The following is a 23,382-nucleotide window of genomic DNA, read 5'->3' as shown; positions in this document are numbered from 1 at the left end:
GGTTAAACGACCAGGCCGTTTACGGGAGTTACCACCTGCGGATGTTCACCATCAATCGGGAGAATCTCAAGAAAAGCCACCAGACCATCTGGTTTGCCATCGACTTCCTGATGCTCGGGCTGCTCATCCTCAACCTGTCGCTGATTGTCTTCGATTCCCTCTATCACTTTGAGGCCATTCAGGATTTCTTTCGGGAATCGCTGCCGGCATTCTACAACGTCTATCAGCCGGTTCACCGCAATTTCATCTTCTACGACCTGATTTTTGTCAGCATCTTCCTGACCGAGTTTTTCGTACGCTGGATCTATGCGGTATGGCATGGAATCTACCAGCGATGGTATTTCTACCCCTTTATCCACTGGTATGACGTCCTCGGCTGCATACCTACCAGTGGCATGAGGTTCCTGAGGGTGCTGCGCGTGATCAGCATTGTCTACCGGCTGCACCGCTACGGCATCATTGATTTTACCCGGACCCGCCTGTTCCAGTTTCTCGCCTTCTATTACGAGGCGTTCATGGAGGAGCTGTCCGACCGCATCGTGCTCAAGGTGCTGTCCGGCGTTCAGGATGAAGTTCGCCGGGGCTCTCCGCTGATGGACAGGGTCCAGAGCGACATCATCTACCCACGCAAGGACGTGCTGATCGGATGGATTTCCGACCGGGTGGCGGACCTGGCCTCCCAGGGCTATGTCCCGAACCGCGACGCCCTGCGCCAATACCTGGAGAGCTGTATCAACGAAGCGATTCGCCAGAATCCGGAAATGGCGCGCCTGAAGCTGCTGCCCATTTTTGGCAACCAGGTGCGGGGCACCCTGGAAGAAGTCGTCGGTGACATTACCGCCCATGTCCTCAACCAGGTGATGGAAGATCTCTCCAGCAGCCGCAACCACGACTTCATCAACGACCTGGTGGACGTCCTGCTGCCGGATCCGTCCCAACTGACGACACAACAAGGCACCGGGGATACAGAATTGGGCCAGCGCCAGGGAAATGAGGTATTGATCAACCTGACGCTGGAGGTCATTGACGTTATAAAGGATCAGGTACACCACAAACGCTGGCGCGAGCAGTTATAGCCACGCCCCGGATTGGCGGAGGGACGCTCATGGATCACCCATTGCACTACTGTACAGCCCAGGAGCTGGCACGGAGGATAGACGCCGGCCAGCTGACCAGCGAGGACCTGATCCGGGCACTGCTGGACCGCATCAAGACCCACAACCCGGCCCTGAACGCCGTGGTCGCCTTGAACGAGGAGCAGGCCCTGGCCGAAGCCCGGGAAGCCGACCGCCTCCGCCAGTCCGGCACTCCGGGCGGTGCCCTGCGGGGCGTGCCCCTGACCCTCAAGGACAGCTGGCAGGTACCGGGCATGACCTGCACTTCCGGTGCCCCCGTGCTGGCCGGCCACTACCCGGAGCACCCAGCGGATATCGTGCAGCGGCTGCGGGATGCAGGTGCCATCATCATCGGCAAGACCAATGTGCCGTTCTTCACCTCTGACATCCAGACCTACAACGAGGTATACGGCACCACCAACAATCCCTGGAACCGGGAACGCACGCCTGGGGGTTCCTCCGGTGGCGCCGCGGCAGCCCTGGCGGCGGGCATGACACCCCTGGAGGTGGGCAGCGACCTGGCCGGCTCTATCCGCACCCCGACCCACTTCTGCGGGGTATTCGGCCACAAACCCAGCCGGACGCTGGTGTCCTTCCGGGGCCATATTCCCGGACCACCCGGCACGGTCAGCCAGCCCGACCTGGCGGAAGGTGGCCCCATGGCCCGCTCGGCCCGGGACCTGGAAACCCTGCTGACCGTGATTGCCGGCCCACGGCCACAACAGGCCCGGAGCTGGCAACTGGCCATGGAGCCGGCCACCCTGGACTCCCTGGCCCAGGCCCGGGTCGGCCTCTGGTTCGAGGACCCCGTGTGCCCGGTGGATCATGAGCTGAGCAATGGCTTCCGGCGGCTGTCCGACAACCTGGCGGAACGGGGCACCCTGGTCACCCCGCTGCACCATCCCCTGCTCTCCCTCAAGCGCATCATGCCGGTCTACTTCAACCTGCTGGGCAGCCTGCTGAGCGTCGACATGAGCAGCCAGCAGAAACGCCGCCTGAAGCTGTTTGCCCTGGCCGAGAAACCCCTGCGCAAGATGGGTCCCATGACCCACGGCATGGCGGAATTCGCCCGGGGCACCAGCCAGGAGCATGGCCGATGGATACAATGGAACGAAACCCGGGAGAAGATGCGGGAACAGGTGGAAGAGGTCTTCCGGGACGTGGACGTGATCCTGGCCCCGGTCAACCCGGTCACCGCCATCCGCCATGACCAGCGCGATCCCCAGTACCGCCGCCAGATCCGGGTCAACGGTGAAACCCGGCCCTACCACGACCAGTTCTGCTGGATAGCCCTGGCCACCCTGCTGGGCCTGCCGGCCACTTCAGTGCCTGTGGGTGTTACCCGCGAAGGCCTGCCCTACAACGTGCAGGTCATTGGCGCCCCGGGGCGGGACCTGACCACCCTGGCGTTTGCGCGCTTGCTGGAAGAGGAAGGACTGGCGGGGTTTCAGGTGCCGCCGGGGTATTGAGGGGCCGGGGCGAAAATTCCGTCGAAAGTCGTTACTATAGAGCCATTAATGACGGCCTGTACTCTGGCTAAGGAAACGACCACTATGCGAATTCAGGAACTGATAGACGAGGCAAGCGCCCTGCCGGTTGATGAGCGGGCGCATGTCGTTGAATCATTGCTGCAAAGCCTTAACCCAACCGATAGCGCTATCGACGAGAAATGGGCAGACGTTGCCAAAGCCCGCCTTGCCGAATTGGAGTCCGGAGAAGTTGCAGCAGTGCCCGGCGAAGATGTTTTCAGAAGAATCAGGAGCAGGCTGCAAAAGTAATGGAGTACACCTTTCACCCCGCAGCGGAAGCGGAGCTTAACGAAGCAGTCGACTATTACGAGTCCATACAACCCGGACTGGGCATAGATTTTTCGCAAGAAGCCTATAAAGCTACGATCAGGGCGGTGGAACATCCGAAAGCGTGGAGTATTATTCGCGAACCAATCCGCCGATCTCTGTTAAAGCGGTTCCCGTATGGCATCCTCTACTCCGAAACGACAGCCGGTATTCACATACTTGCCGTAATGAATCTTCACCGGGAACCGTTCTATTGGCTGAGTCGCCAATGAGGTCAAGCACTACCAGCGCCCGGACCGGATTACGGCGCCGTCCGACACATCAGGATTGTAGATATACACCCAGGCCTGCCCATATGGAGTATCCAACCTCACACGGTCATACAATCCCATTTTCGGCGCCCGAGCATTGTAGTCTTCAAGCTGATCCAGCCGGGTGAAGGTCCGCAGCCCCACCTCATACACCTCCACCTGCACGCCGTTACTGGCCTCCAGCTTTGCGCCCGGAAACGGGCCCAGGTCGTAGAGAACGATCGAGGTAAGGGAGCACGCGCCCAGGCGGACGGAAGCCGCGAGGATGTGATGATTCGGTTCGCCTCGCTTGAGGGTGCCGTAGACGGCTACGCGGTGGTTTCGATCGGTCATCATCGCGCCTCCCGAATGTCGCTCAGCCAGAGTTTGCCCAATGGGTGTACCTATCCGCCAGCTGGTTCAGTACTCACACATCCAACACCACCGGTGCATTCACCGGCCGATAGCGCTCATCACAGGTGCTGGCATTGATAAATCGCGTGGTCCCCGGAACAGACTCGCCGTAGCCCTCGTGGATGTGCCCGAATATATGGGCTTTCAGGCGCAGGTGCCGGACACGCTCCAGCAGCGCTTCGCAGCCTACGCTCTCGAACTGAAAGCCCGTGTCCACCGCATCGCCGATACCATGGGGAGGACCGTGGGTAATCAGTACATCGGTATCGTCGGGAATGCGTTGCCAGTGCCGGTTGATCGGTTCGCCCCGGTCCTCCATGAACGCCCAGTCCATAAAGGTGGGCGTCCAGGGAGAGCCCCAGAAACGGACACCGTCGATCTCGATACCACTGTCCTGCAGGTAAATAGCGTTGGTCAGCAGTTCCCTGGCGTGCTCCGGGGTTTCCTGGAAGGCCCAGTCGTGATTGCCGGCGATGACAATCTTGTGGCGGTGGGGCAACTCACCCAGCCAGTCGTTCAGGTCCGCCACATTATCCAGGGTGCCCGCGCCCAGGCAGTCACCGGCGTGTATGAGCACGTCCCCGTCCGGGACGTGTGGAATCTGGCGATGCAGGCTGTGGGTATCGGAGATGCAGACGAGTTTCATGGGAATCCTGCCTGTCGGCCACAGAGGATTTTCTCAAGGTAGTCGCTCAACAGCACACCCCACAACCACTCTGAACAGCGCTTTTGAACGTATGTCCGGCAATTAGTGTAGCGCTATCAGACGCCTACTGTATCGGGGACTTTTGATTCAGAATGATACCCTGAGTCTTGGCAAAGCGATTGAAGGTAAACCAATGAACGACACGCACAGTACCAGCCACGGCAACCCTGCCCTGGTTACGTTCAACCGTCAGGGCAAGCCATTGGAGTGGCGCTCCCTCGGTGACCAGGTGATGGGCGGGCAGTCGGACGGCCAGCTCGTCAACTCAGCGGAAGGCGTCGGCCTCTTCCACGGCACCGTGCGACTGGATAACGGCGGCGGCTTTGCCTCTGTCAAAGCAGACTTGCCGGAACCCGTTGATGCCAGCCAATGGACGGGTATTGAATTACTCGCCCAAGGCGACGGCAAAACCTACAAGATCGGCCTTCGCAACAGCACGGACCGGCGCAGCATTGTGTACCAGCATGCGTTCACACCCGATACGGAAGACTGGAGCCGCATCCGGCTGCCGTTCGATGAGTTCATACCGACCTGGCGAGGCAAGACCGTCACCGATGCGGAGCCACTGGATATCAGCCACCTGGCGTCATTAAGTCTGTTCGTATCCGGGCGGCAGGTGGGTGAATTTCACTTGAAAATGCAGGATTGGAGTTTGATGCCATGACCAAGCTGGCGATCCAGGCATTAACCTTCGAGTCAATGGATGAAGCTTGCCACCCTGACTGGATTTACACGCCCAACCATTCTAAAACGTATTCTTTGTGAAAAGTTCATAAACAACGACAGGGAAATGTCATGACGGAACAACAAGTCAGAATCTTCACCTCAACCGACGGGCAGGCCCAGCTGGAAGTGGCGCTTGAGCAGGAAACGGTTTGGCTGAGCCAGGCACAGATGGGCCAGCTCTTCGATACCAGCCCTGAGAACGTGCTGATGCACCTTCAAAACATCTTCAAGGACGATGAATTGGACGAACCGGCAACTACTAAGGAATTCTTAGTAGTTCGCCAGGAAGGCAAGCGCCAGGTGCGGCGCCGCATCAAACATTACAGTTTGGATGCCATTATTTCAGTGGGCTACCGGGTAAGTTCCAAGCGCGCCACCCAGTTTCGCCAGTGGGCAACGAACGTTCTCAAAGACCACCTGGTAAAAGGCTACACCCTGAATCAACGCCGTCTGGCAGAACGCGGCATCGAGTTTGAGCAGGCCGTTGACCTGCTGAGCCGCACCCTCACCCATCAGGGTCTGGTATCCAATGAGGGCGAAGCTGTCGCCCAGGTGATCAGCGACTACGCCCGCTCCTGGAGCTTACTTCAGGGCTACGATGAGCAGCAGCTGGCCGAGGTAGGCATCAAGCAGCCGGATATGCAGCCGCTGGAGCTGAAAGAGGCTCTAAAAGCCATTGGGGAGCTCAAGCAGACCCTGATGGCCAAAGGCGAAGCCACCGAACTGTTCGGCCAGTTACGGGGCGATGGCCTGGCCTCTTCGCTGGCCACCATTGAGCAGGGTTTCGGGGATGAACTGTTTTACCCCAACGTCGCCACCCGCGCCGCGCACCTGCTGTACTTCGTGATCAAGAATCACCCCCTGGCCGATGGCAACAAGCGCTGCGGCTCGTTTCTGTTCTTGTGGTATTTGCGCCGTAACGCCGCTTTACTGGCCCGGCCGGTGGAACAACTGATCAATGACAACACCCTGGTGGCCTTGGCCCTACTGGTGGCGGAAAGCCTGCCGGATCAGAAAACCCTGATGATCCGGCTGATCGAGCATTTCCTGCTGCTAAAGGAGCCCACCGACGTTAGAGGTGAAGATGAACACACAGCTCAGGACTGAATCGAGATTGGCGCATCGTAATTGGCTGGCGGGTGGCGTTCATCTCCGCGTTCATTGGAACTTTCAGCCATGTGCTGCTGGATAGCATCATGCATGCGGATGTTGAGCCGTTTTTCCCGGTCACAACTGACAATGCGATCCAAGGGGTGATTTCAATCGAGGCACTGCATCAGCTTTGTCTGTATAGCGGGGTTGGTGGTGTGGTGTATTTTGCGGTTCAGTTTTGGCGTCGGCGTGGAGCAAACATGGACGTAACCCGAAACGGCACCGCCCGATAGAGAGTCGCTGATCAGCAATAGAATGGGATTTCCGCACTAAAACCGAGCTCTATAGTTTTGTGGCAACAACTCTACATGCTGCTCAATCGACCCCGGTAGAATGAAAAATCTCGGAGCCGTGGTAAATTCGTAAACCCGGTACAAGCGGAACGCGTCCGAGTAATCATTGGAAAACGCCCGCTCATTCTCGCTAATGAAAAATGGCAGATATTTGCCAGAGTTGGTCGCCTTAACCTCCAGGAAGCGCTCTTGATCGCCAGTTGAGTCGAAAGAGCGAATATCAAAACCCAATCCGTCCCCCCGTTCCTTACTGGACCACTCAACCTCGGCCGCCAGGTCATGCCTGCCTTGTGCAGTGAGCCTCTGCCTTTCCATGCGAAGCACAAATTCTTCAGCACGTTCGCCCAGCTGGCGATTGCGGCGCTCCCTCTCCGAAAAGTCAATATGTTTCGCTAGGTAGCTGGGCCTGCCTTCAGCCACATGAGGAATACGCTCTGGCGGTTCTGGGTCAAACACCGAGTCCCAGCCACGATCATAATATTCCGGCTCATCAGCAACTTTATCAGCGACCCGGTTTACGTCATCAACGACACTCTGATGGCCGGCAAGATAAGACAGAACCACCTGTTTGAGCTGTTGCTGATAATTGAACGAGGGTTTGTAGCCGGGAATATACGGGAGCCCCAATTCCAATAGGACAGCAGTGACATTCCGGTGTTTGTATTCGATAGCGCCTTTGGAACGGTTATTTAGGCACGGCTGCAGCGCCCTTATGTGTGCTGCTTTGCTATAGGGTGCACCGACGAGGTGTTTCTCCAACATCGACACGTAATCATTGACCAAAAACTCGCATTCCAGCCAGTCCCAGCCGCCACGTTCTGGTTGAAGAAGGTCACGAATCGACTTCTCGTCGAGGCTAGTCAGCAGCGCAGATCTCAGAAGCTCGCGGGCAATCCGGTTACCCAGCAGTTCGAACAGCTCATCGTCTAGAAACGCATGATCGATTTGGGCATCGATAACCCCCTGCGATGTCGCCGTTGTCAGTTGCTGATATAGCTCTTGCTGACCGGGTTTGATCTTATGATGCCAAAACCCTTCACTCCGGAGGTGGAAGAACGGTAAATGGGGATTGTTCCGATCCGAAGGAGACGCCAGTGCCTGGAAACGCTCGGTAAAATGGCGCTTGAGAGCATCGTCAAAATAAAACCGATTATTCGAAACTTCGCCCGACTCGACGAGGTCCATGATCGCCTGCAACATAGCCACTTTGTGAGGGCTCTTATTAGCACCACCACTGTTCACTCGAAGCGTTGAGAAGCGTTTCTCGTAATCCAGCAAACTCATCGGCCACTCCAATAATCCGCTTTCTCCGGGATGACCCATCGCACGCCACCCCGGGGATCTTGCTGATCGCCCGCATACCTTGGAATCAGATGACAGTGCATGTGCAGGACCGTCTGCCCTGCTGCCGCTCCACAGTTCATACCGATATTGTAGCCATCCGGTTGGTAATGTGCTTCAAGCCACTGTTTGCCTTGCTCAATCAGCTCCATGACAGCTTGTTGTTCAGCAGCGGTGAGGTCAAACCAATCTGCGGCATGGCGATTGGGAACAATCAACAAGTGACCTTTAGAAACCGGAAAGCCGTCCAGACGAATATGAGCCAACGTGTTGGACGGCAAAGAACCCTGTTCTGATGCTTCACTGACAGCGCAAAATGGGCAGTCATGTTCCATTGCGCATTCCCTTCCTTGCCTGAATATCCACAGGCGCCACCCCCAGGTCCTGCCACTTCTCCGGATGGCAGGTGAACAGCAGTATCTGATGCCGGCTGGCCGCATCAAACAGGATGCGTTTCATGTCTTCGAGGCGGTCGCTATCACTGTGCACCAGGGTGTCGTCCAGTATCACCAGTGTTGGCCTTCCAGCTTCCCGCAGCAGATCGGCGTAGGCCAGGCGGCTGATCAGTCCCATCTGCTCCCGGGCACCGAAGCTGAGTTCGGTGATCTGCCCCAGTTCGTTGCCCCGACTGAAGGTGCCGGGGCGGAGCTGTTCGTCGACTTCCAGGGACGCTTCCGGGAAAAGCACTGACAGATAATGGTTGAGGTGCTTTTGCAGCGGGGCCTGCAGGCGGCGTGTGAGGGCCTGACGTTTTTCCGTGAGCAGGGTCAGCAGCAGGTCCAGTGCCTGGGCGCGACGGTGCAATTCCTGGTAGCGGCGGTTGCATTGGTCCAGCTCTGCTTCTTTCTCGTTGAGCTGTTCTTCCAGCCCCTCCGCACCCCAGGCTTCCAGCCTGACTTTTATATCCCTGAGTTCACGCCCCCGGTTTTCCTGGGTTTGGCGCAGGTTATTAACCGCGTTCTGATAGCGTTCGATATCCTGCCTGAGAAAGTCCGGGCGGGCGTCCCGGATTTCCCGTTCGCGGCGTTCCAGGCTGGCTTGCAGTTCGGTCTGCTGTTTTTCGATGTTCGCCAGGTCGGCAGTTATCTGTTGCAGTTGCTGCTGCCGTTCCGGGCTCTTTTCTTCATCCGCCAGACGCTGCCATTCGGTTTTGGCGTTGTCCCGGGCCTGTTTCAGTGCCGACAGCGTCGCCTGATGCTCACGGTCATCGGCTTCCGCCTTATCCAGCGCGGTGCCCGCCTGAACGAATGCCGCCTCTGCTTCTTCCAGGGCGGGTACGTTCTCTTTCTGATCCGGTTCTGGCGTGGCCTGCAACTGGCTTCTGGCTTTCTCCAGTTCGCTTTCTGCTTCGCCCTGTTCGGCGACGAGCTGCTCTATGCCGGCCGGGGCCACGGATTTGAACAGCTCTTCGGCGTGCTTCAGGGTTCTTCCGGCACTTTCAAAGGCTGATAGGCGGTCCTCCGCCTGCTCCACCGATGTCACACCCACGGCCTTCAGCTGTTCTGCAAAGCTGTCCTGGAGGGTTTTGAGCTTTCTCCGTGTGCTGGCCAGTTCTTCGCCACCGGGCGTTATGCCCAAGGTACCCACGCCGGGGATAACCAGGGTGGATTCTTCCAGTAGCTGTTGCTCGCCTTGTCCGGTGAGTTGCTCGTTGTTCAGCGTTAATGACGCGCTGGCATCCAGCTGCCAGCTCAACCGGGTGGCGATGGTTCGTGAACGGATGGTTTCTTCGTTCAGCTGGTTCGCGGTCGCTTTCAGGTTTTTGACCGCGGCGGAATCAATCCGGTTGTCTCTGGCCTGCTGCCTGGCCTGCTCCAGCTGCTGGTGGTAATCCTTCGCTTTGGCGAGGTTCTGGGTCAGCACCTGTTTGTGCTGCTCAAGCCGCCGGACATCCTGCTCCAGCCGTTCCCGGGTTTGCAGTAAACCCGCCAGCTTGCGTTGCTTTTCCGCCTGTTCATAGGCGTTTCGGGCTTTGGCCAATCGGTCGGTAACCGCCGGGGTCTGGGCTTCCGCCATGCTGAAATCGCGCTCGGCGCGTTCCAGCTCGGCTTTGCGGCCCTGCAACTGGCGGCTCAGTCCTTCCAGGTGCTCCTTGTTCTGCTGCAACAACCGGTGGTTCTGCTGCAGCTGGGTGAGCGTGGCTTTTTCCTGGTTTTGCTGTTGTTCCAGCCGCTCGACCTGCTGATAGCGGGTGCGGGCTTCCTCAAGCTGCCGCTGGACCTCTTCCCAGGGGCGCTCGGCCTCCGCCTGGTTGTAGTCCTGGGTGAGTTTGCCGAGTCGGTCGACCTGTTCCTGGTATTGGTGCACCCGTTCCTTCAGTTCTTCGATGTCACGCTCATACAGGGCCCGGTCTTTTTCCAGCTGCAGGTAGTCGCCACGGGGCTTGCCGGTTCCGGTCAGCAGGGTGTCCCGTTGGCTGCGAACCGCGTCAATCAGGTCATCACCCCCGGAACTGGCTACCTCTCCGACCATGGCGTTCAGGGCGGACTTCAGGTGATCCCCGGCATGCTCTATGGCCTGCTCGATGTCCTGCCCGGTGCCCTGCTCCACCCACAGCAGCCCCGGTATGCCCCAGTGCCTGGCTTTGCTGATGCCTTTTTGCGGGTACTGGTAGCCCAGCAATTCGGCCAGCTTTTCTTCCGCGTCGTCTTCGCTGTAGGTCTCGGTGTCGATGGTCAGGTCACAGCGTTTGCGCTGCAGGAAGCTTTTGGTCAGGTGCCAGTTGCGGTTGTCGTGCTCAAAATCCAGCTCAATGGTGGGTGCGGCGGCGGAGTCGCCCCAAGGGCGCAGGTCCTCAACGGCGGTTGAGCGGTAGCGCTCGAAAAAGGCCGCCCGGATCGACCGCACCAGGGTGCTTTTGCCGGATTCATTGGGGCCGTGAATCAGGTTGAGGCCGGACTGCAGATTGTCCAGAACAAAGGGTTTGCGGAACTGGCGTAGCTGCTCAATGCGCAGGCGCTGCAGTTTCATTGGCTGGCCTCCTGTTCCCGCTCCCTGAGCAATCCGGCCAGAATCGCCAGCGCATCCCGGGCGGCATCGTCCTGTGCGTCTTCCTGACGTTGCCGCAGGCTCTCAATTACTTCGCCCACATACCCATCGGCTTTCAGGGCGGCAATGTCCTCATCGGTGGGAGCAAGCTGTAAGCCACTGCGCTCACACCGGAGACTGCGAAAACGGGCTTCCGCGATGGACAAAGCCTTCAACAGGGTTTCCTCGCCGGCCAGGGTGATCGAGCCTTCAAGCCGCAGCTCGACGACGGCGGATTCAGGCAAGGCGTCCAGACGCTCCAGCAGTTGCTCAAGGTCCGACTGGACCGCCAGGGTTTGCCGCCACTGGTGCCATTGATAACGCCCCGTTGGTAATTGGGTGACCTTGGGGGTTGCGCCTGGCTCAGACACCTCAACGATCAGGGCATTGCCCGCTTCGTTGTTCCGAAACCGTTCCGGCTCGGGGGTGCCGCTGTACCAGGTGCGGTCGTTGATCTGTTTGGTGCCGTGCCAGTCACCCAGCGCCAGGTAATCGAGCCGGCTGGCTTCGGCACGGTCTGGCGCGATGGGGTTGGTGGAGTCAATCTCGTCCGGCAACAGGCCCTCAACGCTGCCGTGGGCCAGGCCGATCCTGGGGAAGCCTTGCGGCGACTCGTAACCGCTGAAGGGTTCGGTCAGATCGCCATAGGTATTGCGCTGGGTCAGGGGCGCGCAGAGTATGCTCAGGTTCTGCGCTTCCAGATTGATGACGCCGGGCTGAAGTGCAAGGTGCACGTTCTCAGGCACCGCACCCAGGCGCTGGGCTCGCGTCCAGACGCTTTCTGCCAGGGCGGCATCGTGATTGCCGGGAAGCATGACCCAGGTGCCGGTAAAACCCTTGGTGGCGTTGAACACCCTGCGAATGGTTCGATCGGAGACCGTTTGTGCGTCAAAGACGTCACCGGCCACCAGTACCGCATCGCAATGATGCTCATTGGCCAGTTGAGCAAGCTTTTCAATGGCCTCAAACCGGGCCTCGACCAGGGCCGCGCCGTCTTCTGTCTCGAAGCGGCTGTACGACCGCCCCATCTGCCAGTCTGCCGTGTGCAGGAACCTTGGCATATACATTGTCCTCGGATAAAACGGAATCTGTCGGCTACTTTACCGATCCGGGGCATCGGACCAAACCTTTATTGTCCGAATCCATCAGTCGGCCTCAGCCCTCCGGGATGTGCGGAATCTGGCAATGCAGGCTGTGGGTGTTCGGAGAGGCAGACGGGTTTCATGGGGCTCCGGCCAGGTGTGTTGATGGGTGCCACTGGTCAGGTTATCAGCGCGCAGGCATCACGAAAGCGTTGATCCCAGTCTGCAGCGCTGATTTCGGTGTAGTCCAGTTCCAACGACTTTAGCCTGTCTTTCAGGCGGGCGTGAAACCACTGCCGGGTCCGGGTCCTGCTGTCGTATCGGGTGCCATCATCCACCCAGGGTACATCGGGGCCCAGCAGCAGGTACCGGTTGGCCGGCTGCCAGTCGTTCAGCCTCTCTTCCAGGCGGGCCGGGCGATAGCCCAGCAGGTATTCGGCCCAGACCAGGGTCTGCAGCAGGTCAGTGTCTTCAAAGTACAGGTGCCCTGCCCGTCTGGCAACGGCGTTCCGGCTGCGGATGTGGCCACTGGCAAGCTCGATGAACTCATCCTCCGTCCAGGTCTCGCCCTGGTTCCGCATGGCATCGTAGGTGCGACCGAACTCCGGCACCCACAGGGCGTTGAAATGGGCAGACAAGCGTTTGCAGAGCTCGGTCTTGCCGGTGCTTTCAGCCCCCAGGAGGCACACCCTGTTCTGGTACCAGGGGCGGACACTGGCGGGCAGGTAGCACCAGTTGTCCCGCGGGTTTTCCCGGATCATGGTCGCCGACACCGGCACGGCTTCCCGGGGCTGGTCCACCACGAACGGAGCAGCGCCAAGCTCCTCGGCCAGGCGGTGCACGTAGGCTTCGGAACCGAATACCCGGTCTATAGGCTGCGGATGAAACTCCCGTATGGTGATGCGCCAGATGTCCCAGAACCGGGGATGGTCCTTTGGCTCCTGTGGAATGTCCCTGTGCAGGTGAAGCACCCGCACATTCGCTGGCATGTTCGACCTCACCCACTGAAAACGCAGCTGGCCCGGGATGGGTTCGCAGTCCCGCGTGCAGACCATCACCGTGAGCTGATCAACCAGTCCGGCGGCCACTTCACACAGGTAGGCATGCCCTTCGTGGAAGGGCATGAACTTGCCCAGCAGGAAGCCGCGGGTTACCGGGACTTTTGCCATCGTCAGACCGCCGCTGTTGCCTGTTGGAGGTGCTGCTGGCGCCATTGCAGCCACCCGGTAATGGCCAGCGCCAGGAATACGCCATAGAGGGCGGCGGTCGGATAAAGCCCTTTCACCGAGAACAGGCCGATGGCCAGCACGTCAACGATGACCCAGAACATCCAGCTTTCAATATAGCGACGGGAAAGCAGCAACTGCGCCAGCATGCTCAGGGCGGCAATGGCGGCATCCCAGTACGGCAGCGAGGCATCGGTGAAGCGATGCATCAGCACGCTCAGAACCAGCCAGCCGGCTGCCGTGACCACCAGCCAGGATCGCAACCGCTGGGCGTCGATCGACTGGACCTCTACCCGGCCATCATCGCCCCGGCCCCGGAGCCAGCAATAAAGGCCGTAGAACTGGATGCCGAAGAAGTAGATCTGCAGCAGCGCATCGCTGTACAACTGGTAGTCGTAGAAGATGCGGGCATAGAGCAGCACCATCACAAACCCGAACGGGTAGTTCCAGATGGACCGCCGTACGATAAGAATCACGTTGATCAGGCCGCAGGTTACCGCGGCGATTTCGATGGGGCTGGTGCCCACCATCCGGATGATAAAGTCGAGCATTGCTTTCTACTGCCCCGGGACGCAAAACCGTAACTTACGGATTTTTGCCGTCTGATGGTAGTCAGTAACGCTCAAACTTCAGGTGTAGTCACAGCCGGCGACAGGGCAACTTCGACCAGCGAAGCGATTCCGGTCTGGCAGCCAGCTGGACACTGGTTGCTGTTCGATACACGGGTTTGACTGCAGCGCTGAGCCACCCTGAGGGATATGGCGTATAGTCAGGGAGTGGCGTTAAGGGAGGCCCGATTATGAAAGCTCACAGGCTACACCTGAACATTGCAGCGCTTGTCTCTGGATTGATGATCGCCTCTTCGGCGGTGGCCGAGAGCTGCCCGGCCTTCCTTGATCACGACCAGCGCAAACTCCATTCCAGCGAAACCGTAAATCTCTGCGAGATTGCCAACGGCAAGCCCATGCTGGTCGTCAACACCGCCAGCCATTGCGGCTACACCGACCAGTTCGGGGGTCTGGAAACCCTGCACAAACGCTATGCCGATGACGGACTCGTCGTTGTGGGATTTGCCAGTGACGATTTCAGCCAGGAAGCGGATTCCGAAGAAGAAGCGGCGACCATCTGTTACAAGAACTTTGGTATCACTTTCACAATGATCGCGCCGGGCGCGGTAACCGGGGCCGATGCCAATCCGGTTTTCCAGGAAATAAACCGGCAGAGCTCACCACCGAGCTGGAATTTCACCAAGTATGTGGTCGATGCCGAGGGGAACGTCACCAACGCCTTCCCAAGCCGGGTGACCCCGGATGATCCCGAGTTGATCAAGGCCGTGGAGTCCGTGCTTTGAGGGCTGGATCTATGGTAGCAGGGAGCAGGCGCGGTGGAGCGTCTGCGGCAGCAACCTGGCCGCACGCAGTGCGGATGAAAAGGTGCTGACTCATAGAGCCCCCTGCTAAAACGAAAAAAGCCGGTCAAAGACCGGCTTTTTTCAAAGTGGTAGCGGGGGCTGGATTCGAACCAACGACCTTCGGGTTATGAGCCCGACGAGCTACCAGACTGCTCCACCCCGCATCAAACTTGTTGTCGAACCAAAAGCTACTGGTAAGCTTTTGTTTTGGAAGCGTTTTTTCTTTGCTTCGCCGTTCAACGTGGTGCGTATATTAAGGATTCGTTGCTAGGCTGTCAACGGGTATTTTCAAAAAGATCTTCCGGCCAGTGCAAATCGTCATAGGGGGTTTCCGCAACCGCTCCCTGCCACTCACCCACCAGGGTCAGCGCCTCCTGCACCGGACGGAATGAACGCCGGTGGATCGGGGTGACGCCCTGGCGGTTGAGGGCCTCCACATGGACCGGTGTCGGGTAGCCTTTGTGACCGCCCAGGCCGTAGCCCGGATAAGTCTCGTCCAGGGCCACCATCTCCCGGTCACGGGTCACCTTGGCCAGCACGGAGGCGGCACTGATCGCCGCCACCCGGCCGTCGCCCTTGATGACCGGCTCCGAGGGCCAGTGCCAGCGCGGGCAGCGGTTGCCGTCCACCAGCACATACTCTGGCGCAATGGCCAGCCCGGCCACCGCCCTCGTCATGGCCAGCAGCGTGGCCTGGTAGATATTGAGCCGGTCGATCTCATCCGCCTCACAACGGCCCAGGCTCCAGGCGGCGGCCTTGTCGATGATCTCGTCGTACAGGGCTTCACGACGTTTCTCCGTCAGGGCCTTGGAATCCGCCAGTCCCTCAATGGGGCGATCCGGATCCAGGATCACGGCGGCGGTCACCACCGGCCCGGCCAGGGGGCCACGGCCCACCTCGTCCACACCGGCCAGCTTCCAACCCTGGTATTGACACTCAAACGGGGGGAGAATCGTCTTGCCGGCCATCATTGCCCTCCCTTTTGCACAAGTCCGCTGACCGCCTCAGCCGCCCGTTCATCGGCATTGCGCCGAAGGGTTTCATGGAGCTCCGTGAAGGCCTGTTTCAGGTGATCCCGCTCCGCCGTATTATCCAGTTGTTCCAGCACGGCCCCGGCAAGACGTTCCGGCGTGGCATCGTCCTGCAGCAATTCAGGCACCAGCGCCTTGCCGGCCAGCAGGTTGGGCAACGACACCCAGGAAACCTTCACCAGTCTCGACACCAGGGCAAAGGTCAGCCGGTTCAGTCGATAGCTTACAACCATGGGCTTCTTGAGCAGCATGGCCTCCAGCGTGGCGGTACCGGAGGCCAGCAGGACCACGTCCGCGGATGCCATGACTTCCCGGGAGCGGCCACGGACCAGGGTAAGCGGCAGCTTGACCTCCAGGGCCTCCGCCAGCGCCCTCACCTGCGCCTCCCGGTCGCGATTCACGCACGGCACCACCAGCTGCAGGTCCGGGTGCTCCGCCTGCAGCCTCTGGGCGGTTTGCAGGAACAGGGTACCCAGCTTTTCCACCTCGCCGCCACGGCTTCCGGGCAGGATGGCCAGGACCGGCCGGTCCCGGTCCAGTCCCAGGTTATCCCGGGCGCCAGCGGTGTCCGTCTCCATGGGAATCCGGTCCGCCAGGGGGTGCCCCACGAACGAGACGGGCACACCGTGGTCTTCGTAGAATTGCGCCTCGAAGGGCAACAGGGTCAGCATCAGGTCCACGGACCGGGCAATGCCCACGATGCGCTTCTGGCGCCAGGCCCATACCGAGGGGCTGACGTAGTGAACGGTGGGAATACCGGCCTTGCGGCACCGCTCCTCGACGCCCAGGGTGAAATCCGGGGAATCGATCCCGATGACCACATCCGGCGGCGTGGTCAGCAGGTAGTCCATCAGTCGGGCGCGAATGGAAAACAGCTCCCGCAGGCGCCCAAGGACCTCCACCAGCCCCATCACCGACAGTCGCTCCATGGGGATCAGGGAGTGGAAGCCCTCGGCAATCATGTCCTCACCGCCAATGCCCACAAAGCGGGCGTTGGGATAGCGTTTGCGAAGGGAACGAATAAGGCCCGAACCGAGGATATCGCCGGAGACCTCGCCGGCCACCAGGGCAAAAGTCAGCCGATCATGACTGATCACGCCGGAGGAATCTGTCTCTACAGGTGACGGAACGACGGAACTCACCACCGACCCTAACGGACAATGCCACGTTCCGCGATCCGGAGGGACTCCATCAGCGGCTGCATTTCCGGCAGGTCCGGCCAGTTCTTCCGGAGCTCCTCAAGGGCCTGGGCCGTGGTCAGCCCCTGGCGGTAGATGACCTTATAGGCCCGACGAAGCGCGGTCAGCACCTCTTTACTGAAGCCCCGGCGGCGCAACCCTTCAACGTTGATGCCGTGAGGGCTCGCGGACTGGCCACTGGCCATGACGTAGGCGGGTATGTCCTTGAGAACGATACTTCCGCCGCCGCTCATGCTGTGGGGCCCGATATGACAGAACTGGTGCACCATGGTGCCACCCCCCAGGATGGCCCAGTCACCAATAAAGACGTGCCCCGCCAGCGTGGCACAGTTGGCCAGGATGGTATTGTCACCGATCACGCAATCGTGGGCCACGTGGACGTAGGCCATCAACAGGTTGTGGTTGCCGATGCGGGTCTCGCCCCGATCCTGGACGGTGCCCCGGTGAATGGTGCAGTTCTCGCGGATAACGTTGTTGTCGCCGATCACCAGGGTGGTGGGTTCGCCCGCGTACTTCTTGTCCTGGCAGTCCTCGCCGACACTGGCGAACTGGAAGATACGGTTATTGCAACCAATAACCGTCGGGCCCTTGATCACTACATGGGAGAGCACTTCGGTGCCCTCACCGATCTCGACCTCAGGTCCGATGTAGCTCCATGGCCCCACAGTCACGCCATCCGCCAGTTTTGCGGACGGATCAACGATGGCCTGGGGATGGACACCGGTCCAGTTCTTTTCGGTCATCAAGCGTCTCTCTCAGCGGACATGACTTCAGCAACGCAGACCACCTCACCGTCCACCAGGGCGCGACAGTCGAACTTCCATATACCATGTTTGTTGGAAAGCAGCCGGGATTCAAGTCGAAGTTGGTCCCCCGGCACCACCGGCCGCTTGAAACGGGCCTTGTTGGAACCGGCCAGCAGGTGGATGGAACCGTCGGCGGCGGAGCGCCCCGCGGTCACATATCCAAGAATACCGGAGACCTGGGCCATGGCTTCAATGATCAACACCCCGGGCATGATCGGCTTGCCTGGGAAATGCCCGGTAAAGAAGGGTTCATTGATGGTCACATTCTTGTAACCGGCAATCGATTGTCCTTTTTCCACTTCAACGATCCGATCCACCAGCAGAAAGGGGTATCGGTGTGGCAGGAAGTCCATTATTTCATCAATTTTCATCATCGGGTTCTGGCCTCAGCCCTCAATTTTCTTTTCCAGTTCCTTCAACCGGCGCGCCATGGCATCCAGCTGTCTGAAGCGAGCAGCGTTCTTGCGCCATTCGCGGTTATTCATGTGTCCGGTGCCGGAAGAATACACGCCCGGCTCGCGGATATCACCCGTGACCATGGTCATACCCGTCACCTGGACCCCATCGGTAATGGTCAGATGGCCACTGACACCGGACGCCCCCCCAAACATACAGTGGCTGCCGATACGGGTACTGCCGGCAATACCCACCTTGCCCGCCAGGGCACTGTGGTCACCGATCTGTACGTTATGGGCCACCTGCACCAGGTTATCGATCTTCACACCATTGCCCAGGCGGGTGTCCTCAAGCGCCCCCCGGTCAATGGCGGTATTGGCGCCCACTTCCACATCGTCCCCCAGGGTAACGCCACCTATCTGGGCAATACGGTGCCATTCGCCCTTGTGTACCGCGAAACCAAAACCATCGGAGCCAATGACGGCACCGCTGAGAATGTGGCAGCGGTGCCCCATGGTGACGCCATGGGCCAGGGTGACCCTCGGTCTCAGGACACAGTCATCCCCGAGCGAACAGTCGGCACCAATCACCGAGTGGGCACCAATCACCACCCGCTGGCCCAGGGTGACGCCGGCCTCGATCACCACATAGGGGCCTATGCTGGCGCTGTCCGGCACCACCACCGAGGGGGCAATCACCGCCGTGGCATGCACTCCCGCTGCCGGTGCCGGCGAGGTATCGAAGTAACGGCTGATGCGAGCATAACCAAGGTAGGGGTCGTCCAGTAACAGGACATTGGTCTGGGTTGGCTCCGCCATGGCTGGCGAGATCAACACGGCGCCGGCCTGGCTCTCTCCCAGGTACCGGCTGTAGGCAGGGTTCGACAGAAAGCTCAACTGGTCCGGGCCGGCGGCCTCCAGGGTGGCCAGACCGGTGATTTCCAGGTCGGGGTCGCCCCGCAACTCCGCTCCCAGGGCGCTGGCGATCTCCGCCAGTGTCATGCGTTTGGTGGCCATGTTACTGGTTCAACTTCTCCAGGAGTTCGTCGGTCAGGTTAAGCTCCGGTTTCACAGTGACCACGGTCTCCGACGGCAGGATGATGTCCAGGTCGTGCTCTTCCATCAGTTCCTTCACCGCCGCATCCACTTCCGGACGGGCGTCGTCCAGGAACGTCTGCTTGCGGCTGTTGAGGGTCTGGTCCAGTTGCTGCTTCTTCTGGGCGAATTCCTGGGCCTTGCGCTGGAACTCCTGCGTAAGCTGCTCCCGCTCGCTCTCATTCATCATGGCGCCGTCCTTCTGCAGACGCTCCTGCAGATCCCGGGCCTCCTGCTGGGCCTTGCGGACCTCCTCCTCGGTTCCGGCAAAGTCCCGCTGCAATTGCTCGCTGAACGCCCGGGCATCTTCCGACGAGAACAGCGCCTGGCGCAGATCAACAACACCGATACGGGTATCGGCCGCCACGGGAACAGCGACCAGCAGAGCGGATACCATGGCCAGTGCGCGTGGACTGACTACCTGTTTGAAGGTTTCCTTTAAACCAACCATCGTATTATCTCCTTGATTACACAAGGGTTCCGGTCACATTATACCGAAACCCACCCTGCCCTGAGGTGACGCTATTCACCACCTCGACCAACACCTCAGAAACTCTGTCCCAGGGAAAACTGGAACATCTGGGTGTCGTCGCCACTCTGGTCCGTGAGGGGCTGGGCCAGACTGAAGGCAAGCGGGCCAACCACGGTCACCCACTGGAACCCGATACCAACAGACGTCCGGATTTCGCCGATGTCCGGATCAAAACCGCGGGTCGTGTCGAATACCTGACCGGCATCCAGGAAGAACGAGGTCCGCATGCTGCGGGTATCCCCCGCAAATGGCGTGGGCACGATCAGTTCCAGGCTGGCCTCGGTCAGGACGTTACCACCGAAAGGATCGTCATCATCACTGTCGTTCGGGTTATTGTTGTCGACCCGGTTACCCAGGGAATTGGCCCGGTAGCCCCGGACAGAGCCATAACCGCCGGCATAGAAATGCTCATAGAACGGCATCTGGGAACGATCCCCATATCCATTACCATAGCCCAGTTCCGCCCGGGTGCGGATAATCCAGGATTCATCCTCGTCCAGGGGCCAGAAACTGTCACCCTTGTAACGCAACTTGTAAAAGGTCAGGTCACTGCCCGGCACGGCGATATCCGCCGACAGGCTGTTGCTGTAACCATCCGTGGGCAGCACGCCCCGGTTGAGGGTACTGCGACGCCAGGATCCCGTCAGGAAATAGTTACCAAAGCTATCACCCTCATCCTCGATAAACTCTACGACTTCATCCGACGTATAGGACCCCTGCTGGATCTTGGAAAGCGTATAGCCAATCCCGAAATTGAGGCGGGTATAGCTGTCAATGGGGTAACCGAAGTTCAGGCTGCCGCCGTATTCATCCAGCAGGTAGGATGAAATGTCCTGCTCCTCGAAGTCGGTCTCCCGGGCGAACAGGCTGAACCCGCGGCTGACGCCATCCACCGTGTAGTAGGGATCCTCGTAGGAGAAATTCGCACTCTTGATGGAGTCGCTGAAGTTGGCGCCGATGGACACGCGCTTGCCGGTCCCGAAGAAGTTGTTCTCGGAAATATTGGCCCCCAGGATCACGCCGGACACCTGGGAGAAACCAATGGACGCGGACAGGCTGCCCGTGGGTTGCTCCGTTACCGTATAGGTCACATCCACCAGGTCTTCGGAACCGGGCACCGGCGTAGTGTCCACGGTGACCGTCTGGAAGAAACCCAGCCGCTCAAGCTGGGCCTTGGAGAATTCGATCCGGTCGGTGGACGCCACCCCACCCTCCATCTGGGTCATCTCCTGGCGCAACACCTCGTCCTTGGTGGTGACGTTACCCTCGAAGTTGATACGACGCACATAGGTTCGGTTGCCCGGCTCCACGAAGAAGGTCACCGCGGCCGTATCCTCGGAATCGGATTCGGGAATGGCATTCACGTTGGCGAAGGTATAACCCTCGCGGCCAAGGCGTCGGGACAGGCGTTCGGAGGTGGCGGTGAGCGCCGACTGTGACAGGATGTCCCCCGGCTCAAGCTCGATCAGCTCCCGCAACTCCTCCTCCGGCACGATCAGCTCGCCCCGCAGCTGGATATCGGAGATGGTGTACTGGTTGCCCTCGTTGACGGACACCGCCACGAAGACATCCCGCTTGTCCGGTGAGATGGACACCTGGCTGGATTCGATGTTGAAATCCAGGTAGCCCTGATCCAGGTAGTGGGAGCGTAGCGACTCCAGGTCACCACTGAGCCGCTCACGGGCGTACTTGTCCTTGCTGGTCAGGGAATTCCACCAACTGCTCTCGCGCAGTTCGAGCAGCTCCAGGAGTTCCTCGTCGTCGAAGGCCTCGTTACCAACGATATTGATATGGCGGATCGCCGCCACGTCCCCCTCATTGATATCCAGTCGCACCGCCACGCGATTGCGGGGCAACTCCTCGGCCGTGGCGGTAACCCGCGCATTGTAGCGGCCCTGGCCGACGTAGGACCGGAGGATCTCCAGCTCCAGCCGCTCCAGGGTGGCCCGGCGGAAGACCTGGCCTTCCTGCATACCGGCACCGGCAAGGGCGTCCATCAACATCTCGGTTTCGATGTTCTTGTTGCCCTCAATCTCAATGGATGCAATGGCCGGACGTTCCTGCACCGCCAGTATCAGGGTGCCCTCGTCCCGGTATGCCTCGATATCGGTAAACAGGCCGGTCCGGAACAGGGCGCGGATGGCCTCGGCCAGTTCCTGTTCACTGAGGGACTCACCGATGCCCACCGGAAAAGCAGAGAAAACATTGCCGGCTGAGACCCTTTGCAGGCCCTCGACCTCGATATCCGCTACCGTAAACTCTTCTGCTGCGGCCGGTTGACTGGCAATACCAGCCAGTACGAGGCCAATCGCTGCACCCAGTAAAGAACGTCTCATTAAGTTAAATCGCCTGTTTAATGCGCGTAAGGAGCTCGCAATTCTCACAACCGCATCAGGTCGTTGTAAAGAGCAAACACCATTAATGTCAGAATCATGGCCATACCGATACGTAATCCTAGCGCCTGAACCTGTTCAGACAGCGGGCGCCGGCGGATGGCCTCGATGGTGTAATAAACGATGTGCCCGCCGTCCAGGACGGGGATGGGCAACAGGTTGAGGATGCCCAGGCTCACGCTCAGGTAGGCCAGGAAACGGACAAAGTCCTCGAATCCGGAGCTGACGCTGGCCTCCGCTACCCGGGCAATGGTAATCGGCCCGCTAAGGTTGGTCGGCGACAACAGACCGGTAATCATCTTTTGAATAGCCACCAGGGTCAACCGCGTATCGGACCAGGTCTCCGAGACGGCATTGGGAATCGCCGCCAGGGGGCCATACCGGACCTCCCTAAGCATGTGGTCCGGCCAGTCCACAGCGGCCACGCCGGCACCCACATAGCCCTGCTCCTTGCCATCCACCTGGCGGATGTCAGGGGTCACATCAAGGGAACGCTGATCGCCACCCCGCTCCACCAGCCACTGCTGGGTCTGCCCCGGAGACTGCTGGATGCGCTCCACCAGGGCATACCAGTCGGACACCGGCTCCCCGTCGACGGCGATTACCCGGTCCCCTTCCTGCAAGCCACCGGCTTCCGCCCGGCCGCCCGCAACCACCTCGCCGATCACCGCGGGCACATCGGGCCGCATCGGTGTCAGCCCGAACTGGGTGAGCGGGGCCGGATTCTCGTCCGGCAACTGCCAGCCATCAAGGTCGGCACTCAGGGTACGACGCCCCTGGCCGTCACTGACGGTGATGGACACCATGCTGTCCTCGCCCGCACGCTCCAGCAGACGCATATTAATGTCGCGCCAGGAGGTCACATCGCGGTCATCCACCTGAAGGATCTCCATGCCCGAACGCAGACCCATGTTGTCGGCAATGGAGCCGTCGGTGATCTCGCCGGTGATGGGAGCCACGGTGGTGAAACCCACCACGCTGAGCAGCCAGTAGGCCGCAATGGCGAAGAGGAAGTTGGCGGCGGGGCCGGCCGCGGCAATGGCAATCCGCTGGCCGGGCGGCTTGGAGGTGAAGGCTTCGTGGCGCTGGTCTTCCGGTACCGGACCTTCGCGCTCGTCCAGCATCTTGACGTAACCGCCCAGGGGGATGGCCGCCACGGCGAACTCGGTACCATGCCGGTCGTAACGGGAGAAGATCGGATTACCAAACCCCACCGAAAACCGCAGAACGCGGACCCCGCAACGGCGGGCTACCCAGAAATGCCCATACTCGTGGATGGTCACCAGGATACCCAGGGTGACGATCAGGGCCAGTACTGTCTGGAGAAAATCTAGCATGCAATCAGGGTCCCA

Annotated in this window: 23 protein-coding genes and 1 tRNA gene; 7 read left to right on the top strand and 17 right to left on the bottom strand. The window is 59.8% G+C overall.

Annotated features, from left to right (window positions below):
* Positions 1–41 precede the first annotated feature (41 nt).
* The 4 genes from RO069_RS12005 to RO069_RS11990 all read left to right on the top strand — a co-directional run bounded on the left by RO069_RS12005 (position 42) and on the right by RO069_RS11990 (position 3,183).
* A complete protein-coding gene (locus tag RO069_RS12005) occupies positions 42–1,076 on the top strand; it encodes a hypothetical protein (protein WP_328187767.1) in 1,035 nt (344 codons plus the stop codon).
* 29 nt (positions 1,077–1,105) lie between these two features.
* Positions 1,106–2,584, top strand: a complete 1,479-nt coding sequence (locus RO069_RS12000; RefSeq protein ID WP_328187765.1) for an amidase — start codon at positions 1,106–1,108, stop codon at positions 2,582–2,584.
* 84 nt (positions 2,585–2,668) lie between these two features.
* Complete coding sequence (locus tag RO069_RS11995) at positions 2,669–2,893, top strand: addiction module protein (RefSeq protein ID WP_328187764.1); 225 nt, start codon at positions 2,669–2,671, stop codon at positions 2,891–2,893.
* Positions 2,893–3,183 (top strand): type II toxin-antitoxin system RelE/ParE family toxin, encoded by a 291-nt coding sequence (locus tag RO069_RS11990; RefSeq protein ID WP_328187762.1) that lies wholly within the window; start codon positions 2,893–2,895, stop codon positions 3,181–3,183. The genes RO069_RS11995 and RO069_RS11990 overlap by 1 nt, the downstream gene beginning before the upstream one ends.
* 9 nt (positions 3,184–3,192) lie before the next feature.
* On the opposite strand, the gene RO069_RS11985 is transcribed toward RO069_RS11990, so the two are convergent.
* Together RO069_RS11985 and RO069_RS11980 are read right to left on the bottom strand one after the other, a co-directional pair.
* Complete coding sequence (locus RO069_RS11985; RefSeq protein WP_328187761.1) at positions 3,193–3,555, bottom strand: gamma-glutamylcyclotransferase family protein; 363 nt, start codon at positions 3,553–3,555, stop codon at positions 3,193–3,195.
* Positions 3,556–3,628: 73 nt separating this feature from the next.
* Positions 3,629–4,261 carry a metallophosphatase domain-containing protein gene (locus RO069_RS11980; protein WP_328187760.1) on the bottom strand — a complete coding sequence of 211 codons (633 nt, stop codon included), beginning with the start codon at positions 4,259–4,261 and terminating at the stop codon, positions 3,629–3,631.
* A gap of 193 nt (positions 4,262–4,454) precedes the next feature.
* On the opposite strand from RO069_RS11980, the gene RO069_RS11975 reads away from it, so the two are divergent.
* Together RO069_RS11975 and RO069_RS11970 are read left to right on the top strand one after the other, a co-directional pair.
* The gene (locus tag RO069_RS11975; RefSeq protein ID WP_328187759.1) at positions 4,455–4,985 is read left to right on the top strand and encodes a CIA30 family protein; all 531 of its coding nucleotides are present in this window, start codon (positions 4,455–4,457) and stop codon (positions 4,983–4,985) included.
* Between the two features lie 131 nt (positions 4,986–5,116).
* Positions 5,117–6,154 carry a virulence protein RhuM/Fic/DOC family protein gene (locus RO069_RS11970; RefSeq protein WP_328187758.1) on the top strand — a complete coding sequence of 346 codons (1,038 nt, stop codon included), beginning with the start codon at positions 5,117–5,119 and terminating at the stop codon, positions 6,152–6,154.
* 314 nt (positions 6,155–6,468) lie between these two features.
* On the opposite strand, the gene RO069_RS11965 is transcribed toward RO069_RS11970, so the two are convergent.
* The 6 genes from RO069_RS11965 to pnuC form a co-directional block, all read right to left on the bottom strand.
* On the bottom strand, positions 6,469–7,776 hold the full coding sequence (locus RO069_RS11965; RefSeq protein ID WP_328187757.1) for a DUF3883 domain-containing protein: 1,308 nt from the start codon (positions 7,774–7,776) through the stop codon (positions 6,469–6,471).
* The gene (locus RO069_RS11960; RefSeq protein WP_328187756.1) at positions 7,773–8,168 is read right to left on the bottom strand and encodes an HIT family protein; all 396 of its coding nucleotides are present in this window, start codon (positions 8,166–8,168) and stop codon (positions 7,773–7,775) included. The genes RO069_RS11965 and RO069_RS11960 overlap by 4 nt, the downstream gene beginning before the upstream one ends.
* Positions 8,158–10,803, bottom strand: a complete 2,646-nt coding sequence (locus tag RO069_RS11955) for an AAA family ATPase (protein ID WP_328187755.1) — start codon at positions 10,801–10,803, stop codon at positions 8,158–8,160. The genes RO069_RS11960 and RO069_RS11955 overlap by 11 nt, the downstream gene beginning before the upstream one ends.
* A complete protein-coding gene (locus RO069_RS11950; RefSeq protein WP_328187753.1) occupies positions 10,800–11,921 on the bottom strand; it encodes a metallophosphoesterase family protein in 1,122 nt (373 codons plus the stop codon). The genes RO069_RS11955 and RO069_RS11950 overlap by 4 nt, the downstream gene beginning before the upstream one ends.
* A 200-nt stretch (positions 11,922–12,121) precedes the next feature.
* Positions 12,122–13,111 (bottom strand): AAA family ATPase, encoded by a 990-nt coding sequence (locus tag RO069_RS11945; RefSeq protein ID WP_328187751.1) that lies wholly within the window; start codon positions 13,109–13,111, stop codon positions 12,122–12,124.
* A 2-nt stretch (positions 13,112–13,113) separates the two neighbouring features.
* Positions 13,114–13,719: a nicotinamide riboside transporter PnuC gene (pnuC, locus tag RO069_RS11940; RefSeq protein ID WP_328187750.1), complete on the bottom strand. Its 606-nt coding sequence runs from the start codon at positions 13,717–13,719 to the stop codon at positions 13,114–13,116.
* A gap of 299 nt (positions 13,720–14,018) precedes the next feature.
* Here pnuC and RO069_RS11935 point away from each other — a divergent pair, with 299 nt between their 5' ends.
* A complete protein-coding gene (locus tag RO069_RS11935) occupies positions 14,019–14,519 on the top strand; it encodes a glutathione peroxidase (protein WP_328187788.1) in 501 nt (166 codons plus the stop codon).
* 147 nt (positions 14,520–14,666) lie between these two features.
* Here the strand turns inward: RO069_RS11935 and RO069_RS11930 are convergent.
* The 9 genes from RO069_RS11930 to rseP all read right to left on the bottom strand — a co-directional run bounded on the left by RO069_RS11930 (position 14,667) and on the right by rseP (position 23,367).
* Positions 14,667–14,743, bottom strand: a tRNA-Met gene (locus tag RO069_RS11930).
* Between the two features lie 111 nt (positions 14,744–14,854).
* Positions 14,855–15,547, bottom strand: coding sequence for a ribonuclease HII (gene rnhB / locus RO069_RS11925; RefSeq protein ID WP_328187748.1), 693 nt, complete (start codon positions 15,545–15,547; stop codon positions 14,855–14,857).
* Entirely contained in the window at positions 15,547–16,707 is a 1,161-nt protein-coding gene (gene lpxB, locus RO069_RS11920) for a lipid-A-disaccharide synthase (RefSeq protein ID WP_328187746.1), read from the bottom strand. The genes rnhB and lpxB overlap by 1 nt, the downstream gene beginning before the upstream one ends.
* A 53-nt stretch (positions 16,708–16,760) precedes the next feature.
* Entirely contained in the window at positions 16,761–17,552 is a 792-nt protein-coding gene (lpxA, locus tag RO069_RS11915; RefSeq protein WP_328187745.1) for an acyl-ACP--UDP-N-acetylglucosamine O-acyltransferase, read from the bottom strand.
* Positions 17,552–17,989, bottom strand: a complete 438-nt coding sequence (gene fabZ, locus RO069_RS11910; protein ID WP_328187744.1) for a 3-hydroxyacyl-ACP dehydratase FabZ — start codon at positions 17,987–17,989, stop codon at positions 17,552–17,554. The genes lpxA and fabZ overlap by 1 nt, the downstream gene beginning before the upstream one ends.
* 12 nt (positions 17,990–18,001) lie before the next feature.
* Positions 18,002–19,027: a UDP-3-O-(3-hydroxymyristoyl)glucosamine N-acyltransferase gene (gene lpxD, locus RO069_RS11905; RefSeq protein WP_328187743.1), complete on the bottom strand. Its 1,026-nt coding sequence runs from the start codon at positions 19,025–19,027 to the stop codon at positions 18,002–18,004.
* Between the two features lies 1 nt (position 19,028).
* Complete coding sequence (locus RO069_RS11900; protein WP_442915368.1) at positions 19,029–19,502, bottom strand: OmpH family outer membrane protein; 474 nt, start codon at positions 19,500–19,502, stop codon at positions 19,029–19,031.
* Between the two features lie 149 nt (positions 19,503–19,651).
* Complete coding sequence (gene bamA, locus RO069_RS11895; protein ID WP_328187741.1) at positions 19,652–21,973, bottom strand: outer membrane protein assembly factor BamA; 2,322 nt, start codon at positions 21,971–21,973, stop codon at positions 19,652–19,654.
* 44 nt (positions 21,974–22,017) lie between these two features.
* The gene (rseP, locus tag RO069_RS11890; protein ID WP_328187739.1) at positions 22,018–23,367 is read right to left on the bottom strand and encodes an RIP metalloprotease RseP; all 1,350 of its coding nucleotides are present in this window, start codon (positions 23,365–23,367) and stop codon (positions 22,018–22,020) included.
* Positions 23,368–23,382 lie beyond the last annotated feature (15 nt).

Source organism: Marinobacter sp. OP 3.4 (assembly GCF_036224885.1).
Lineage (GTDB): Bacteria > Pseudomonadota > Gammaproteobacteria > Pseudomonadales > Oleiphilaceae > Marinobacter.
The sequence above is the reverse complement of the archived record's forward strand: the minus strand, read 5'-3'. Positions and strand labels throughout refer to the sequence as shown.